The 15,819-nt window shown below is 52.9% G+C and carries 12 protein-coding genes; 7 read left to right on the forward strand and 5 right to left on the reverse strand.

From position 1 onward, the window contains the following. Window positions 1-87 precede the first annotated feature (87 nt). The 3 genes from glyQ (at window position 88) to gmhB (ending at window position 3,839) form a co-directional block, all read left to right on the forward strand. Window positions 88-1,059 (forward strand): glycine--tRNA ligase subunit alpha, encoded by a 972-nt coding sequence (glyQ, locus tag QT231_RS17440; RefSeq protein WP_308338108.1) that lies wholly within the window; start codon window positions 88-90, stop codon window positions 1,057-1,059. Continuing rightward, entirely contained in the window at window positions 1,059-3,125 is a 2,067-nt protein-coding gene (gene glyS, locus QT231_RS17445) for a glycine--tRNA ligase subunit beta (protein ID WP_308338109.1), read from the forward strand. The genes glyQ and glyS overlap by 1 nt, the downstream gene beginning before the upstream one ends. 165 nt (window positions 3,126-3,290) lie before the next feature. Then, the gene (gmhB, locus tag QT231_RS17450; RefSeq protein WP_308338110.1) at window positions 3,291-3,839 is read left to right on the forward strand and encodes a D-glycero-beta-D-manno-heptose 1,7-bisphosphate 7-phosphatase; all 549 of its coding nucleotides are present in this window, start codon (window positions 3,291-3,293) and stop codon (window positions 3,837-3,839) included. A 353-nt stretch (window positions 3,840-4,192) separates the two neighbouring features. On the opposite strand, the gene gyrB is transcribed toward gmhB, so the two are convergent. The 4 genes from gyrB to dnaA all read right to left on the reverse strand — a co-directional run bounded on the left by gyrB (window position 4,193) and on the right by dnaA (window position 10,577). Then, window positions 4,193-6,613 carry a DNA topoisomerase (ATP-hydrolyzing) subunit B gene (gene gyrB, locus QT231_RS17455; protein ID WP_308338111.1) on the reverse strand — a complete coding sequence of 807 codons (2,421 nt, stop codon included), beginning with the start codon at window positions 6,611-6,613 and terminating at the stop codon, window positions 4,193-4,195. 102 nt (window positions 6,614-6,715) lie between these two features. Further along, complete coding sequence (gene recF, locus QT231_RS17460) at window positions 6,716-7,819, reverse strand: DNA replication/repair protein RecF (RefSeq protein ID WP_308338112.1); 1,104 nt, start codon at window positions 7,817-7,819, stop codon at window positions 6,716-6,718. A gap of 127 nt (window positions 7,820-7,946) precedes the next feature. Then, window positions 7,947-9,050, reverse strand: a complete 1,104-nt coding sequence (dnaN, locus tag QT231_RS17465) for a DNA polymerase III subunit beta (protein WP_308338113.1) — start codon at window positions 9,048-9,050, stop codon at window positions 7,947-7,949. A gap of 60 nt (window positions 9,051-9,110) precedes the next feature. Beyond that, window positions 9,111-10,577, reverse strand: a complete 1,467-nt coding sequence (dnaA, locus tag QT231_RS17470) for a chromosomal replication initiator protein DnaA (RefSeq protein ID WP_308338114.1) — start codon at window positions 10,575-10,577, stop codon at window positions 9,111-9,113. A gap of 534 nt (window positions 10,578-11,111) precedes the next feature. Here dnaA and rpmH point away from each other — a divergent pair. The 4 genes from rpmH (at window position 11,112) to mnmE (ending at window position 14,954) form a co-directional block, all read left to right on the forward strand. Beyond that, window positions 11,112-11,246 carry a 50S ribosomal protein L34 gene (rpmH, locus tag QT231_RS17475; protein WP_088698236.1) on the forward strand — a complete coding sequence of 45 codons (135 nt, stop codon included), beginning with the start codon at window positions 11,112-11,114 and terminating at the stop codon, window positions 11,244-11,246. 13 nt (window positions 11,247-11,259) lie between these two features. Beyond that, entirely contained in the window at window positions 11,260-11,652 is a 393-nt protein-coding gene (gene rnpA / locus QT231_RS17480) for a ribonuclease P protein component (RefSeq protein ID WP_308338115.1), read from the forward strand. A gap of 121 nt (window positions 11,653-11,773) precedes the next feature. Then, window positions 11,774-13,462 (forward strand): membrane protein insertase YidC, encoded by a 1,689-nt coding sequence (gene yidC, locus QT231_RS17485; protein ID WP_308338116.1) that lies wholly within the window; start codon window positions 11,774-11,776, stop codon window positions 13,460-13,462. A gap of 121 nt (window positions 13,463-13,583) precedes the next feature. After that, window positions 13,584-14,954, forward strand: coding sequence for a tRNA uridine-5-carboxymethylaminomethyl(34) synthesis GTPase MnmE (gene mnmE, locus QT231_RS17490; RefSeq protein WP_308338117.1), 1,371 nt, complete (start codon window positions 13,584-13,586; stop codon window positions 14,952-14,954). A gap of 16 nt (window positions 14,955-14,970) precedes the next feature. On the opposite strand, the gene QT231_RS17495 is transcribed toward mnmE, so the two are convergent. After that, window positions 14,971-15,816: a 23S rRNA (adenine(2030)-N(6))-methyltransferase RlmJ gene (locus QT231_RS17495; protein ID WP_308338118.1), complete on the reverse strand. Its 846-nt coding sequence runs from the start codon at window positions 15,814-15,816 to the stop codon at window positions 14,971-14,973. Between the last annotated feature and the right edge of the window lie 3 nt (window positions 15,817-15,819).

Raw genomic sequence — 15,819 nt, forward strand, 5'->3', positions numbered from 1 at the left:
GCTTGTTGGCCTATGTGCCTATAACCCATCTGTCTAGGATTGTATACTTGACGCCTTATGAATTCATGGCCAACGGTGCTTTCCGCGATGAGTGTCTCGACAAACCAATCGACACCCGATGTGTCGACCTTTCAAGGCTTGATCCTTGCTCTGCAGCAGTACTGGGCAGAACAGGGTTGTGTCATCCTTCAGCCGCTCGATATGGAAGTCGGCGCGGGCACCTTTCACCCTGCTACCTTTCTACGGGCGATTGGTCCCGAAACCTGGAACGCTGCCTACGTACAGCCTTCCCGCCGTCCTACGGATGGCCGCTATGGCGAAAACCCTAACCGCCTTCAGCACTACTACCAGTTCCAGGTAGTTATGAAGCCGTCGCCGAGCAACCTACAGGATCTCTATCTGGGCTCGCTCAAGCGTCTTGGTCTTGATCCGCTGGTTCACGATGTCCGCTTTGTCGAAGATAACTGGGAATCCCCTACCCTAGGCGCTTGGGGCCTGGGCTGGGAAATCTGGTTAAACGGCATGGAAGTCACCCAGTTTACCTACTTCCAGCAGGCAGGTGGCATCGAATGCTACCCAGTCACCGGCGAACTGACCTATGGGCTTGAGCGTATTGCCATGTACCTGCAGGACGTCGACAGCGTTTATGACCTCGTTTGGGCCATTGCCCCCGACGGTAGCAAAGTGACTTACGGCGATGTTTACCTGCAAAACGAGCGCGAACAGTCCGCCTACAATTTTGAGCACGCTGACGTTGATCAGCTGTTTGCCAACTTTGATCACCAGGAAAAAGAGTGTGGCAAGTTGCTCACTGCCAGCCTGCCGCTGCCGGCCTACGAGCAAGTTCTGAAGGCATCCCACACCTTCAACCTGTTGGACGCCCGTCACGCTATCTCGGTCACCGAGCGTCAGCGCTTTATCCTCCGCGTACGCACTATGGCCCGGGATGTCGCCACTGCTTACTTTGAGTCGCGTAAGGCCGAAGGTTTCCCCATGGCGCCAGAAAATCTTCGCCGAGAACTGTTACAAGAGCTACTCGCCGATCAGGGAGACGACTAATGGCTGTAAATACCCTTTTACTAGAACTCGGTGCAGAAGAGCTTCCTCCCACGGCCCTGAACGCGCTCTCTGATGCGTTTGCCGCAGGAATAGAGAAAGGCCTGCAAGAAGCCGATGTTCCCTTCGCCACTGTTACCGCTTTTGCAACGCCACGACGTTTAGCGGTACAAGTGCGCGAGCTGGCTGATAAGCAGCCTGACCGCGACGTTGAGCGCCGCGGACCAGCGCTGGCGGCTGCCTTTAAGGATGGCGTTGCTACCAAAGCTGCGGAAGGCTTCGCCCGCTCCTGTGGCGTCAGCGTCGACGAACTGATTCACCTGGAAACCGACAAAGGCACCTGGCTAGGTTTCCGCGAGCAGCAGCAAGGGGAAACTATTCAAGCGCTGCTGCCCGAAATTATCCGCAAGTCCATCAGTGCTCTCCCGGTGCCTAAAAACATGCGCTGGGGTGCTTCACGGGTTGAGTTTTCCCGTCCCGCTCACTGGCTGGTAGCTCTTTATGGTAGCGATGTAGTGGCCGCTGAGGCGCTCGGCCTAGAGGCGAGCTGCACCACCTACGGCCACCGCTTCCACGCCCCTGATGCTATCCAGCTGGCCCACGCCGACGAGTACGTCGCTGCGCTGGAAAACGCCTATGTACTGGTGGATCGGGAACAGCGCCGCGAGCGTATCCGCGAGCAGGTATTGGCAGAAGCGGAGGTTCAAGAAGCCAATGCGGTTATCGACGAAGATCTGCTAGTAGAAGTAAGCGGCTTGGTAGAGTGGCCGGTCGCCCTCACGGGTAGCTTCGATGAGCGCTTTCTGGAAGTGCCCGCCGAGTGCTTGATCTCCTCAATGAAGGCTAACCAAAAATATTTCCACCTATTGGACGACGCTGGCAAGCTGAAGCCGTTATTTATCACCATTGCCAATATCGACAGCACAGACCCCGATCAGGTGATTGCCGGTAACGAGAAAGTTATTCGCCCGCGCTTAGCCGATGCGGCGTTTTTCTACGACACCGATAGAAAGCGTACCCTAGCTTCGCGCATTCCCCAGTTGGAGAGCGTGGTCTTCCAGCAGCAGCTGGGCACACTGGCGGATAAAGCCCGCCGCAGTACGGTTATCGCGACCTTTATCGCCCAGCGTATCAATGGCGATGTCGCTTACGCCCAGCGCGCTGTAGCGCTTGCCAAGTGTGACCTGGTCACCGAGATGGTGCTCGAATTCCCCGAGCTTCAGGGCATTATGGGGCGCTACTACGCTGAGCAGGATGGCGAACCCGCGGAGGTTGCCCAAGCGCTTGAGGAGCAGTACCTGCCGCGTTTTGCTACCGATACTATCCCCCAGAGTACCACCGGCAAAGTGTTGGCCCTGGCTGATCGCTTGGATACCCTGGTAGGTATCTTCGGGATTGGTCAGCGCCCTACCGGTGCAAAAGATCCTTTCGCTCTACGTCGTGCGTCTATTGGTGTGCTTAACATTCTGGTCAAAGGTGAGCTCAACCTCGATCTGCGTGAGCTGCTCACCGCTGCCGCAGAGCAGCACCAGGATCTACCTAAGGCGGACGGTTTAGTTGAAGATGTGCTGACTTATATGTTGGATCGCTTCCGTGCCTGGGGCCAGGAAGAAGGCATCAGCGCTGAAATGTACCTGGCCGTGCGTGCCCGACCGGTTACCAACCCGCTCGACTTCGCTCGCCGCCTGCGCGCAGTGAAGGCCTTTGCCCAGCGTGACGAAGCTGCAGCACTGGCCGCTGCTAACAAGCGGGTTTCGAATATTCTAAGCAAACAGGCCCATGACGGCAGCACACCAGTCGATCAAAGCTTATTACAGGAAGACGCTGAGCGAGCGCTATACGATGCTGTGACGGGTAGCCAAGTGCAGGTTGCACCGCTATTTGCTGCGGGTGACTATCAGCAAGCTCTCGACGAACTTGCCACATTACGCGATCCAGTGGATGCCTTCTTCGACCAGGTAATGGTGATGGCGGACGACCAGGCTATTCAGCGCAATCGGTTAGCGCTTCTTGCTAGCCTTCAGGCCCTGTTTTTAGAAGTCGCCGATATCTCGCTGCTACCTCAGTAATCATCGGCTAATGAGTCTTAGCCCAAGCCCAGCCTCTTGTACGGCTGGGTTTTTTTCACCTGGAACCTAAGTGTTCCACGTGAAACACTTTTACGAGATCGAGCTAAAATAGTCAGCAAGCAAGCGAGTCGTACCATCGGCTAATACCGTCACAATAGGATCTCTATGCTAAATGCCGAGAAACTTGTCATCCTCGATCGAGACGGTGTCATCAACCATGACTCCGATAACTACATCAAATCTATCGACGAGTGGATCCCCTACCCTTCTTCAATCACTGCCATTGCCCGCCTCACCCGCGCGGGGTACTCCGTTGCCGTTGCTACGAATCAATCGGGCATTGCCCGTGGCTATTATAGCGAGGTCACCCTGCGTGCGATGCACGACCAGTTAACAGCGTTAGTAGAAGCAGAAGGCGGGCGTATTGCTCATATCGCTTACTGCCCCCATGAACCAGATGATAAATGTCAGTGCCGTAAACCGCTACCAGGGTTACTGCTACAAATTCAGAAGCACCTGGGGCTAAAAAGCTTAACTGGGAGTTGGATGGTTGGTGATAGTCTGAGGGATATCCAGGCGGGCGAAGCGGTCGGTTGCAAAACAGCGCTGGTGAGAACGGGAAAGGGAATTAAAACGGTGCAAAAAGGTGCTGGCCTTGATAAGACCAAGATCTTTGATGACTTGGCCCATTTTGTTAAGTGGCTTATTGAATAACTAAGTAGCACCAAGCGAAGAGACTAGCATTGTACGAAAAGTCGACGAGCGAAGGTCAGGCAAGGCAAAAAACGGCGAAAAAGCGGAGTTTACAGGGTGTAAATGAGCATTTTGATCGGACTCGCGCGCGAGCCGTTTTTTAACGCAGCATGGCCGAGCGCAGGCAGTTTTCGTACATAGCCTAGGGCTTTTTCCTTACCTAACCGTTTCGTTTGAGCATACTAGTGCTAGATTAAAAAAAGCGCCGCGACGGGATCCCATCGCGGCGCTTTTTATGGTGACATGCACCTGTTGAGGCTAAAGCTCGTTAAAGTAGTGTTTCACGTGAAACATCTTAACGTAATAAGCCTAACTTACACGTCCAGATTCGCCACCAGAGCATTGGTCTCAATAAAGTCACGGCGCGGTTCAACGTCGTCACCCATCAAGGTATTGAACATCATATCAGCACCCACGGCATCTTCGATCGTCACACGCAGCATGCGACGACTATCGGGATCCATGGTGGTATCCCAGAGCTGATCCGGGTTCATTTCACCCAGCCCTTTGTAGCGCTGGACGGATAGCCCGCGCTGGCCCTCTTGCATAAGCCAGGCAAGTACTTCCGAGAAGTGCGATACAGGCTTCTGACGCTCGCCACGGGCAATAAAAGCACCCTCTTCCAGGAAACCATCCAGGGTTTCACCAAGTTCGGCGATGCCCCGGTAGTCGGCACTTTCAAAGAAGTCGAGCCCCCACATATACTCTGTGGTCACACCGTGAGCAACCAGCGACACAGTAGGTAAGAAGAGCCCACGCTCAGAATCCTCTTGAAGATGGAAGTGATAGCGGGGGCCGCCTTCATAGGCCACCATATCGTCCATAACTTTCTGGAGTTCATCAATCCAGTTTTGCATGGTCACGCGATCTTTCAGGCTCTCTTCACCTTTCAGTGCCGAAACATGGATAATTTGCTTAAGCACTTCATTGGGATAAACCCGTGACAGCCGATCAATACGCTTCATCACGTTGCGGTATTGGTTCACCAGTGCTTCGAGATGAGACCCCGAAATGCCTGGCGCATTGGGGTTAACATGCAGGCCCGCGCCGTCTAGCGCCGTCGTAGTTAAGTAATCCACCATCGCCTGCTCATCTTTCAAATAGAGCTCTTGCTTACCGCGCTTAATTTTATACAGCGGTGGTTGAGCGATGAAGATATGACCACGCTCAATCAATTCCGGCATCTGGCGGAAGAAGAACGTCAAAAGAAGAGTACGGATGTGGGAGCCGTCTACGTCAGCATCGGTCATGATAATAACCGAATGGTAGCGTAACTTGTCAGGATTAAATTCTTCACGCCCAATACCACAACCCAGCGCCGTGATTAGCGTACCCACTTCTGCAGAGGAGAGCATTTTGTCGAAACGCGCTTTCTCCACGTTCAGAATTTTACCTTTGAGCGGCAAAATAGCCTGTGTACGACGGTCGCGACCCTGTTTGGCACTACCACCTGCCGAATCACCCTCCACCAGGTATAGCTCCGACTGGCTAGGATCTTTTTCCTGACAATCCGCCAACTTGCCAGGTAACCCGGCAATATCCAGCGCGCCTTTGCGGCGGGTCATATCGCGCGCTTTGCGGGCCGCTTCACGGGCACGTGCCGCGTCCAGCATCTTATTAACGATTGCCTTGGCTTCGTTTGGCTTTTCAACAAGATACTCGGAAAATAGCCGGCTCATTTCCTGTTCAACCGCTGTTTTCACTTCACTGGAAACCAGCTTGTCTTTCGTTTGAGACGAGAACTTAGGATCCGGTACTTTGACCGAAATAATCGCGGTCAAGCCCTCGCGCGCGTCGTCTCCGGTGGTATTGACCTTGGCTTTTTTGAGCAGGTTTTCCGCTTCAATATAGTTATTGAGCGTACGGGTAAGGCCAGCCCGGAAACCCGCCAAGTGCGCGCCACCGTCTCGCTGTGGAATATTATTGGTGTAGCAGAAAATATTTTCAGTGAAGGCTTCGCTCCACTGCATGGCCACCTCAACCTCAACGCCATCATCACGAACAGCGTTAAAGTGAAATACCGGGTTAATCACACTCTTGTTCGTATTCAGGTGGTCAACAAAGGCGCGCAAACCGCCTTCATAGTGGAACAGTTCCTCTTTTCCGCTGCGCTCATCCATCAACCGAATGGCAACGCCAGAATTCAAGAAGGAGAGTTCACGAAGCCGTTTAGCTAAAATATCAAAATGAAACTCGATATTGCCAAAGGTTTCTGGAGATGGGCGGAAATGAACACGCGTACCGCTTTTTTCGGTTTTTCCCACAACAGCTAATGGTGCTTGAGGTACACCATGATGGTACATTTGTTCAAACACTTCACCTTGGCGCCAAATCGTCAAACGCAACTCAGCGGAAAGCGCATTGACAACGGAAACACCTACACCGTGTAGCCCACCGGAAACCTTATAGGAATTATCGTCGAACTTACCGCCTGCGTGCAGTACCGTCATGATAACTTCAGCAGCGGAAACCCCCTCCCCTTCATGCAGTTCGGTAGGTACGCCACGGCCGTTATCACTAACGGTGACCGACTCATCCGGGTGAATGACAACGCGAATTTCGCTGCAATGCCCAGCCAGCGCCTCGTCGATGGAGTTATCCACCAATTCGAAGACCATGTGGTGCAGCCCGGTACCGTCGTCGGTGTCACCAATATACATACCTGGCCGCTTACGCACCGCGTCCAGTCCCTTGAGCACCTTAATGCTTGATGAATCGTAAGCCTGCTCGCTCATTGACCACTCCGTCGTGAAGTCTGCCTCATCCCGTATCGCCTACCCTTCCTGCGCTAGCATTACCCCGGTAGCTTGCTTGACCACACTTTTTACTGGTCTGCACTAGCTATCGCTTAATAAATCACTGAGACCCTCTTTGCCATGTTTCACGTGAAACATTTCTACGGGGGTTCCAGCGCGCCAGGCATTTTTTAATGCAGAAGGTTCGACACTGGTAATAAATGCTTGGCACTGCATATCTTCGAGTAGCCCACAAAACTGTTGCCGATTCTGCTCGTCAAGCTCTGCTGGCAAATCATCGATAAGATAAATACAGTGCCGCTGTGCTGTTCTTTCCAGAAACCGCCCCTGGGCGAGCTTTAACGCACTCACCACTAACTTTTGCTGGCCTCTGGAAAGCACTTCAACAGCAGGCTGTTTATTTATCCTGATGCGTAAGTCGGCGCGCTGTGGGCCTTGCTGAGTAAACCCCATCTGCTGATCGGTTGGTCGACTATCCTGCAACACCGCCGCTAGAGATCTCTCTTTGTCCCAACCTCTGGCGTAATGGAGCGACAACCCCGGCAAGGGAAGCAGCACTTTTAGGGTCTCTTCAAAGACTGGCAAAAAGTTACTGAACCAATCTCGACGTAGCGTATCCATCTGCTCGCCCCAAATGGCCAGCTCATGCTCCCACACCGCCATTTCCTGAGGATGTATTCTACCACGCCTGAGCAGTGCATTCCGATGTTTCAACGCACGACGTGTGTGCTTCCAAATTGCTAGAAAATCGTGTTTCACGTGAAACACACCCCAGTCGAGAAACTCACGACGACCGGCGGGTGAACCTTCAAGTAATCGAAACGCATCCGGGTTAATTAACTGCAGCGGCATCGCCTCTACCAGCTCTGCTAATCGAGCGTTTTTATCGCCTTTCAAACGCAGTTCCAGCTCCCTCTGCGCACGTAACCGGCGTACGCCAAGGGTAACCTCAGGCTCACCACTTAAACGCCCGTACAGCGTCATATACGGCTGATCCATTTGGATCACGTGTCTTAACTGGCGCGTGCGAAAAGAGCGCCCCATTCCTAGAATATGAATACCTTCCAATAGGCTGGTTTTTCCACTGCCATTGGCACCACTAATAACATTGATACGCGAAGAGGGCTTCATCTCAACAGGCTGCAGGTTGCGCACAGCGTGAAAATTAAGCAGTGTCAGGCTCATCCTATTATCACCACTTAAAAGTCCTCGAAAGCGAGTATTCCAACGCGTTAGCGGCGCTTCTGCTACCAGAAGCGCCGCTAACGTGACCTGCCTGTTTATTTATTGTCATGCCTCAAAACAAAGCCGTTTACAGGCGCATAGGCATAACGACATAAAGCGCATCGCCACCGCCGGGTTCTTCCAACAAAGCACTGCTATTGGGATCAGCCAGGGTAATTTGTACGCGATCTTCATTAAGCACGGTCAACACATCAACCAAATAGCCAACGTTAAAACCAACTTCCATCGCCCCACCGTTGTACTCAACGGCGATATTCTCCTCGGCCTCTTCCTGCTCCGGGTTGTTGGCCATCACTTTAAGGTTATTCTCCTCAAGGTAAAGACGCACACCGCGGTACTTCTCATTAGAGAGAATGGCAGTACGTGAAAGCACCTGACGCAGCTCGGCACGCTCTGCAATCAATACCTTATCGCCATTGCGAGGAACTACGCGCTCGTAGTCAGGAAATTTACCGTCGATTAATTTGGAGGTGAAGGTAAAGTCTCCCGTATGGGCACGCACATGGCTGGAGCCAAGCGTTAAACTGACAGGCTCATCGCTATCATCTAACAGACGTGATAACTCTAAAATCCCCTTGCGCGGCACAATCAGCTTTTGAGACTGACTAACAGAGACTTCAATTGGGCGCGAGCACATCGCCAGACGGTGCCCGTCAGTGGCTACCGTGCGCAGTAAATTGCTTTGAATTTCCAGTAGCATACCGTTGAGGTAATAACGCACATCCTGCTGCGCCATGGCAAACGAGGTGGCTTCAATCAGGTGCTTTAAAGTACCACGGGGTACGCTAATCTCCTGGCTACCGTCCGCATCTTCAATATTGGGAAATTCAGCCACAGGGAGAGTCGAAAGAGTAAAACGCGAACGCCCACTGCGAAGTACCGCACGCCCCTCTTCAACACCCAGCTGAATGTCAGACTGATCGGGTAGTGATTTACAAATATCCATCAGCTTACGCGCGGGCACTGTCGCAGAACCTGTCTGATCGACCTGGCTTGCCACCGTGCGACCAACGAGCTCGACTTCTAAATCAGTGCCGGTGAGCGATACCTGGTCACCCTCAACTTGAATCAGCACATTAGACAGTACTGGCAGCGTTTGTCGACGCTCAACAACACCAGCGACCAGAGTCAGCGGACGTAGCAGCGCCTCTCGGGAAATCGAAAATTTCATCAATACTCCGGTTCTATATCCTGAAAGACCTGCGCGTAACAGGCCCGTCCCATGGAATGATTAACTGGTCAACAGGCGCAGTAAATTCTTGTAATCCTCACGAATATCCGCGCTCTCTTCCTGCAATGATTTCACTTTTCGGCAAGCGTGCAACACCGTTGTATGGTCACGCCCACCAAAGGCATCGCCAATCTCAGGCAAGCTGTGATTGGTTAGCTCCTTTGCAAGCGCCATCGCCACCTGACGAGGGCGAGCAACTGAGCGTGAACGACGCTTGGAAAGTAGATCCGCCACCTTAATCTTGTAATATTCGGCAACCGTACGCTGAATATTATCAACCCCAACCTGCTTATCCTGAAGGGCTAACAGGTCTTTCAGAGATTCTCGAATAAAGTCCTGGGTAATCGTTTTACCCATGAAGTGCGAATCAGCAATGACTTTTTTCAACGCACCTTCCAATTCGCGCACGTTGGAACGAATTTTCTGGGCAATAAAGAAAGCCGCATCGTGAGGCAAATCGACCTTAGCTTGGTCGGCCTTTTTCATCAAGATGGCCACGCGGGTTTCAAGCTCCGGCGGTTCAATGGCAACGGTAAGACCCCAACCAAAGCGTGACTTAAGGCGCTCCTCTACCCCACTGATCTCTTTCGGATAACGGTCTGAGGTGAGGATCATCTGCTGCCCCCCCTCCAAAAGTGCGTTGAAGGTATGAAAGAACTCTTCTTGCGAACGCTCTTTTCCCGCAAAAAATTGAATATCATCAATAAGTAACGCGTCGACACTACGGTAAAAGCGCTTGAAATCGTTAATCGCATTAAGCTGTAGCGCCTTGACCATATCGGCGACAAACCGCTCTGAGTGCAGGTACACCACCCGGGCGTTTTCACGCCGAGTTGCCAAAGCGTTCCCCACCGCATGCATCAAGTGGGTTTTACCCAGGCCAACACCGCCGTATAAAAACAAGGGGTTATAAGCGCCGCCAGGATTTTCAGACACCTGCCGAGAGGCCGCGCGTGCTAATTGGTTCGACTTACCTTCTACAAACGTATCGAAAGTAAAATTTGGATTGAGCCCACTGCCATGCTTCAGGCTCCCCTCTACCTGTACCTGACGTTCATTATTACGCCGACTCGGCGCTTCATCACGCAGCCTATCGATTTCGCGCTCATCGGCAATATCGCCTCGTGGCGGCGTGTGTACCGCTGGCGATGCCGGACGCGAAGATGAAGCCGATACAGGATTACCTAAATCACGATGCTGAGGGGCTTGGGTTGCCAAGCGGCGACTGCCTACCGTCAGGCTCACCTTAGGCGGTTTGGCCGGTGCGAGCTCCCGCATCAGCTCACTAATCCGCTTGGCATACTTATCGCTCACCCAATCGCGCACGAAGCGATTCGGCGCCAATAAGCGCAGCTCGTTGGACTCTCCTTCTTCTGCCTGCAGCGGGCGTATCCAGGTATTGAACTGCTGTGAATTCAGCTCATCCTGCAGGTTGTCCAGGCACTGTTGCCAAAGCGTCAGTGACACTCATCTCACCATCGGTTGAAAACGGCCGACCATTGTAGCGCCCAAAGCCTCGGTTATCCACACGGGTTTAGCCTTCAATATTGACCTGTGGACAACTTGCAATGAGCCTATGGGAAAACCTTGTGGATCGGTGGGGGACAATCGTTAAAAATGCGCCTTATGCAATGGTTAACCACATCTATCCAACACCTTGTGGACGGCTTATACGGGACTTACACACAGATTTTTTATTATCATAGGCTATTGAAAAATAATAATAAAAAATGCTTATCCACAAATAGTATCCCCACTATTAATAACAACAGGTTTAGAACTACCTATTAGTAATAGTAGTGTCCTCATTAATTGCTACTCTCACTGCATCAATCACGCTGGCTGAGGTGTGATAACACTTTTATGCAAGGAAAAATTGCACCCAGCAGAGGAAGTCTCTACAATTTCCGGTCTTGAATTGAATCTCCCCGGCTAGTTCCTCACTGGACCGGGCTTTTTGGAATTCACTTTCCGTCCTAAACCACGTGGGAATAACGAGTTATGAAACGCACTTTTCAACCTAGCGTTCTCAAGCGCAAGCGCGCGCATGGCTTCCGTGCTCGTATGGCAACCAAAAACGGTCGCGCCATCCTCGCACGTCGTCGTGCCAAGGGCCGCAAGCGTCTGAGCGCCTGATCTCGGATTGCGTGTGCCGCAGCAAGGCTTTCCCCGGCAATTACGGTTACTAAATGCTGGGGATTTTAGTCACGTGTTTGAGCAAGCCGACCTGAAAGTGCATGGCAAAGGTATGATGGCGTTAGTCCGCTTGAGTACTCGGGGACATCCCCGCCTTGGACTAGTGGTCAGCAAAAAAAATGTTAAACGCGCCGTAGATCGCAACCGTTTCAAGCGTCTGGTTAGAGAATCCGTTCGTCTTCGTCAAGATCAGCTACCCTCTGTGGATATAGTGGTGCTAGCACGACGCGGCGTTCAGGATATCGATAACGACACCTTGCATCGCCAGTTACATGGCATGTGGAAGCGACTTCAGCGTGACGCACAGGCGGTGTCAGCAGTACCAACGCCTAAGCGTGACACGTGACCTTTGGTGCACCCCTCGCCGCTCGACCTCGGCCTGCCAACTGGCAGGCTTTCGTGTGTCAAGAGTCGAGTAAATGACACTGCGCCATTAGCATGTTCACCACCCAGCGGGCAGAACCCTCATGGACGTAAAACGACTTTTATTACTGATTCCACTAGCCGTACTCGCCTACTTGCTAGTCGTCCAGTGGAATCAGGATTACGGGCAGCCGAATTACGATTCAGTGCCTGAAACGACGCAACGCAGCAATTCCACATCGCCTAGCAATACTGAAGATGGAGAGGGCGGCTTAGCGGTGCCGAGTACGTCTTCACAGCAGAGTGCGGTAGGTGAAGGTATTCCTGATACCGAAAGCGAAACATCCAGCCGCGACTTCATTGCCGTGACGACTGACGTCCTCGATGTGCGTATCGATCCACACGGTGGCGACATAGTTTATGCCGCGTTACCGCAGCACAAGCTCTCCCTCGATTCAGACCGTAACTACGTGCTGTTATCGGATAACAGCAGCCGTAGCTACGTGGCTCGCTCAGGCCTTCAGCTCGATGGCCAAGCTAGCCGTATCGCATTCACACCTGAAAACTCAGAGTATCGTTTAGGCGATAACGAGGACGAACTCAGCGTTGACCTAACCGCCGACGTTAACGGCGTTGAAGTAATGAAACGCCTCACCTTTGAGCGCGGTAGCTATGCGGTCAACGTCAATTACTACCTGGCCAATAACACCGACGCACCGGTGAGTGCGCGCTTCATTGGCCAGCTGGCACGCGACAATAGCCCAGACCCGTCAAGCGGTGTCTCAATGGGTATGAACTCCTATTTGGGAGCGGCCTACTCAACGCCGGATGCGCGCTACGAGAAGATCGACTTCGACGATATTCAAAGCCATAAATTTGAGAACCGCGAAGCACAGGGCGGTTGGATAGCCATTATCCAGCACTACTTTGTATCCGCATGGGCACCTCAGCAGGATCAGCAGAACCTTTATTACGTCACCACTGACTCCAGCAACCGTAACGTTGTGGCCTTTGCCGGCCCCACTAGCTCTATTGCCGCCGATAGTGAAGCGACGCTGGGTGCCACACTTTACATGGGCCCTAAGGTGCAGGATTACCTGGAGCAAGTCGCTCCCAACCTGCAACTAACCGTGGATTATGGCTGGCTGTGGTTTATTGCTAACCCGCTGTTTTGGCTATTGGATCACATCCACGACATTGTCGGTAACTGGGGTTGGTCGATTGTTCTGTTAACCGTACTGGTTAAAACGGTACTGTTCCCGCTCTCTGCCAAAGCTTACAAATCCATGGGCAGGATGCGTAAACTCGGCCCGGAAATGCAGCGTCTGAAAGAGATGTATGGCGACGACCGGCAGAAAATGTCGCAAGAGATGATGAAGTTCTACCAGAAGGAGAAGATCAATCCGCTGGGGGGCTGTCTACCTATTGTGATCCAGATGCCTGTCTTCATCGCACTCTACTGGATGCTGCTGGAGTCGGTTGAATTGCGCCATGCGCCGTTTATCTTCTGGATTCAGGATCTATCGGTGAAGGATCCGTACTTCATTCTGCCGATTCTGATGGGCATTTCGATGTTCGTGCAGCAGATGCTGAACCCCACACCGCCAGATCCAATGCAGGCGAAGATAATGAAGATGCTCCCCATCATCTTTACCTTCTTCTTCCTGTGGTTCCCGGCCGGTCTGGTCATCTACTGGGTGGTTAACAACATCATTTCGGTGGCGCAGCAGTACTACATTACGCGTAAAATCGAAAATGACCCGAGTATCGGCAAGGGCATGAAAACCAAATAGCCCGCCGTTTAATTAGCACCTTCAGACCCCCGCCTCGAGCGGGGGTCTGGCGTTTTAAGACTGAAAAATTCACACTAGGCCGATCAATTTCGTTACCTGCCAATTTAAAAAGAGATTCACCATGGCCGAACGCCTCTATACACCTGACACCATTGCGGCGCTGGCAACCCCCCCTGGTCGCGGTGGCGTGGGCATTATCCGCGTCTCTGGGCCTGCCTGCCGCAAAATCGCTCAGGCCATGGTTGGGCATTGCCCTGCCCCGCGATACGCTCACTACGGCCCCTTTCAGGGCGCGGAAGGCAGTATTGATGAGGGCATCGCCCTGTTCTTTAATGGCCCCCTCTCGTTTACCGGCGAAGACGTACTGGAGCTCCAGGGGCACGGCGGCCCGATTATTATGGATATGTTGCTGGAGCGCTGTGTGGCATTGGGAGCTCGCCTGGCCCGGCCGGGAGAGTTTTCAGAACGGGCGTTTTTAAACGATAAGCTTGACCTGGCCCAGGCAGAAGCCATCGCAGACCTCATTGATGCCACTTCACGTTCAGCGGCAGAAAACGCCGTACGCTCACTACAAGGCGAGTTCTCAAAGCGCGTCTCCACACTGGTGGAGCGATTGATAGAGCTGCGCGTCTACGTTGAAGCGGCGATTGACTTCCCCGAAGAGGAGATCGACTTTCTAGCTGACGGCCATGTTGCCCAGCATTTAAGCAGTGTCCAGCAAGCACTGAGCGACGTACGTCAGGCAGCAGGCCAAGGCGCACTGCTCCGTGAAGGAATGAGCGTGGTCATCGCAGGAAGACCCAATGCGGGTAAGTCGAGCCTGCTTAATGCGCTAACTGAGCAAGATACCGCCATTGTAACGGATATCGCAGGTACTACCCGGGATGTACTCCGTGAGCATATTCATATCGACGGTATGCCGCTACATATCATCGACACCGCTGGGCTGCGCGATACGCCCGATGCGGTTGAGAAAATTGGTGTCGCTCGTGCCTGGGCCGAGATAGAGAAAGCTGACCGGGTACTACTACTCGTTGATGCCAGCACCACAGCTTCCACCGACCCTATGGCCATCTGGCCCGAGTTCGTCGCTCGCCTCCCTGATCAGCAGCGCTTGACGCTAGTGCGCAATAAGATTGATACCAGTGCAGAACCAGCTGGATTAGATATATCCACAACGCCACCTACCGTGCGCTTATCGGCTAAAACCGGCGAGGGTGTGGATAACTTAAAAGCGCATTTAAAAGATGTGATGGGCTATACCGCGACGACGGAAGGTCGCTTCTCAGCACGACGGCGACATCTGGATGCCCTCGACCGGGCAATGACAGCCCTTACGACCGGGCAGGCTCAACTGAATGGCTATGGCGCGGGAGAACTACTGGCGGAAGATTTGCGTGACGCCCAACAAGCCTTGGGCGAGATCACCGGCGAGTTCAGCGCCGATGATCTATTAGGGGAGATTTTCGGCAGTTTTTGTATCGGCAAATAGGGTCTCGTTACAACAACTACTCCCCCACCCACCAATCCGCCTGATAGCGGCTATTCGCACCGAGCAGCGGGGTAATTTCCGCCATCGCCGCTGCCAGGCGTTCATCTAGCCCCCAGGGCGGATTAATCACCAGCATACCGCTACCGAACATGCCGTGAGCCTGCTCGCCAGGTTCGCGCAGCAGCAGCTCGCTGCGCCATATCTTGCGTATGCCGCTCTCTTTGAGGCTGCTTAAAAGCGTGTGATGATGCCCTGCTGGTAGCAGCGGATACCAAATCAATACCACCCCATGACGCGCTTTATCCAGCGTATAAGCCACTGTTTCGGCAACTTCCTGATACTCCACTTTACGCTCGTAGCTAGGATCAATAAGCACACACAAGCGTGGTGATGTGACAGGCAGCATCGCTGTTAGACCCGCCAAACCGTCACCAAACACACGTTGTGCGTGTGGCGTTAACCCCTGGGCGCTTAGCTGCTCATGCTCGCCGGGATGCAGCTCAAACAGCCGCAACTGATCCTGCTCGCGTAGAGAATGACCCAGCCACCAAGGAGAGCCTGGATAGTGAGTCAGTGCCTCTGGCATGGGTTGAGCGCTTGCTAGCGCTGCTCGCCACGCGTTAAGTAGCTCATCACGGCACCCAGCATGGGCTTGCCACACCGGCCATATGCCCTCACGGTACTCCTGCAAACGTTGCGTCTCTTGGGCATTGAGAGGATAGAGTCCTCGACCCGCGTGAGTATCGACATATGTAATGGCAGATCTTTTACGTAATAAATAATCAATTACCGCATAAAGCGTTAGATGTTTATGTACATCCGCAAAATTACCGGCATGGTAGGCATGTTGATAAGAGAGCATGGA

This window comes from Halomonas sp. SpR1, assembly GCF_031010175.1.
GTDB lineage: Bacteria > Pseudomonadota > Gammaproteobacteria > Pseudomonadales > Halomonadaceae > Vreelandella.

Bases quoted from the DNA above. Each gene is read 5' to 3' on its own strand.
- glyQ (WP_308338108.1), top strand. From the start codon at position 88: ATGAGTGTCTCGACAAACCAATCGACACCCGATGTGTCGACCTTTCAA.
- glyS (WP_308338109.1), top strand. From the start codon at position 1,059: ATGGCTGTAAATACCCTTTTACTAGAACTCGGTGCAGAAGAGCTTCCT.
- gmhB (WP_308338110.1), top strand. From the start codon at position 3,291: ATGCTAAATGCCGAGAAACTTGTCATCCTCGATCGAGACGGTGTCATC.
- gyrB (WP_308338111.1), bottom strand. From the start codon at position 6,613: ATGAGCGAGCAGGCTTACGATTCATCAAGCATTAAGGTGCTCAAGGGA.
- recF (WP_308338112.1), bottom strand. From the start codon at position 7,819: ATGAGCCTGACACTGCTTAATTTTCACGCTGTGCGCAACCTGCAGCCT.
- dnaN (WP_308338113.1), bottom strand. From the start codon at position 9,050: ATGAAATTTTCGATTTCCCGAGAGGCGCTGCTACGTCCGCTGACTCTG.
- rpmH (WP_088698236.1), top strand. From the start codon at position 11,112: ATGAAACGCACTTTTCAACCTAGCGTTCTCAAGCGCAAGCGCGCGCAT.
- yidC (WP_308338116.1), top strand. From the start codon at position 11,774: ATGGACGTAAAACGACTTTTATTACTGATTCCACTAGCCGTACTCGCC.
- mnmE (WP_308338117.1), top strand. From the start codon at position 13,584: ATGGCCGAACGCCTCTATACACCTGACACCATTGCGGCGCTGGCAACC.
- QT231_RS17495 (WP_308338118.1), bottom strand. From the start codon at position 15,816: ATGCTCTCTTATCAACATGCCTACCATGCCGGTAATTTTGCGGATGTA.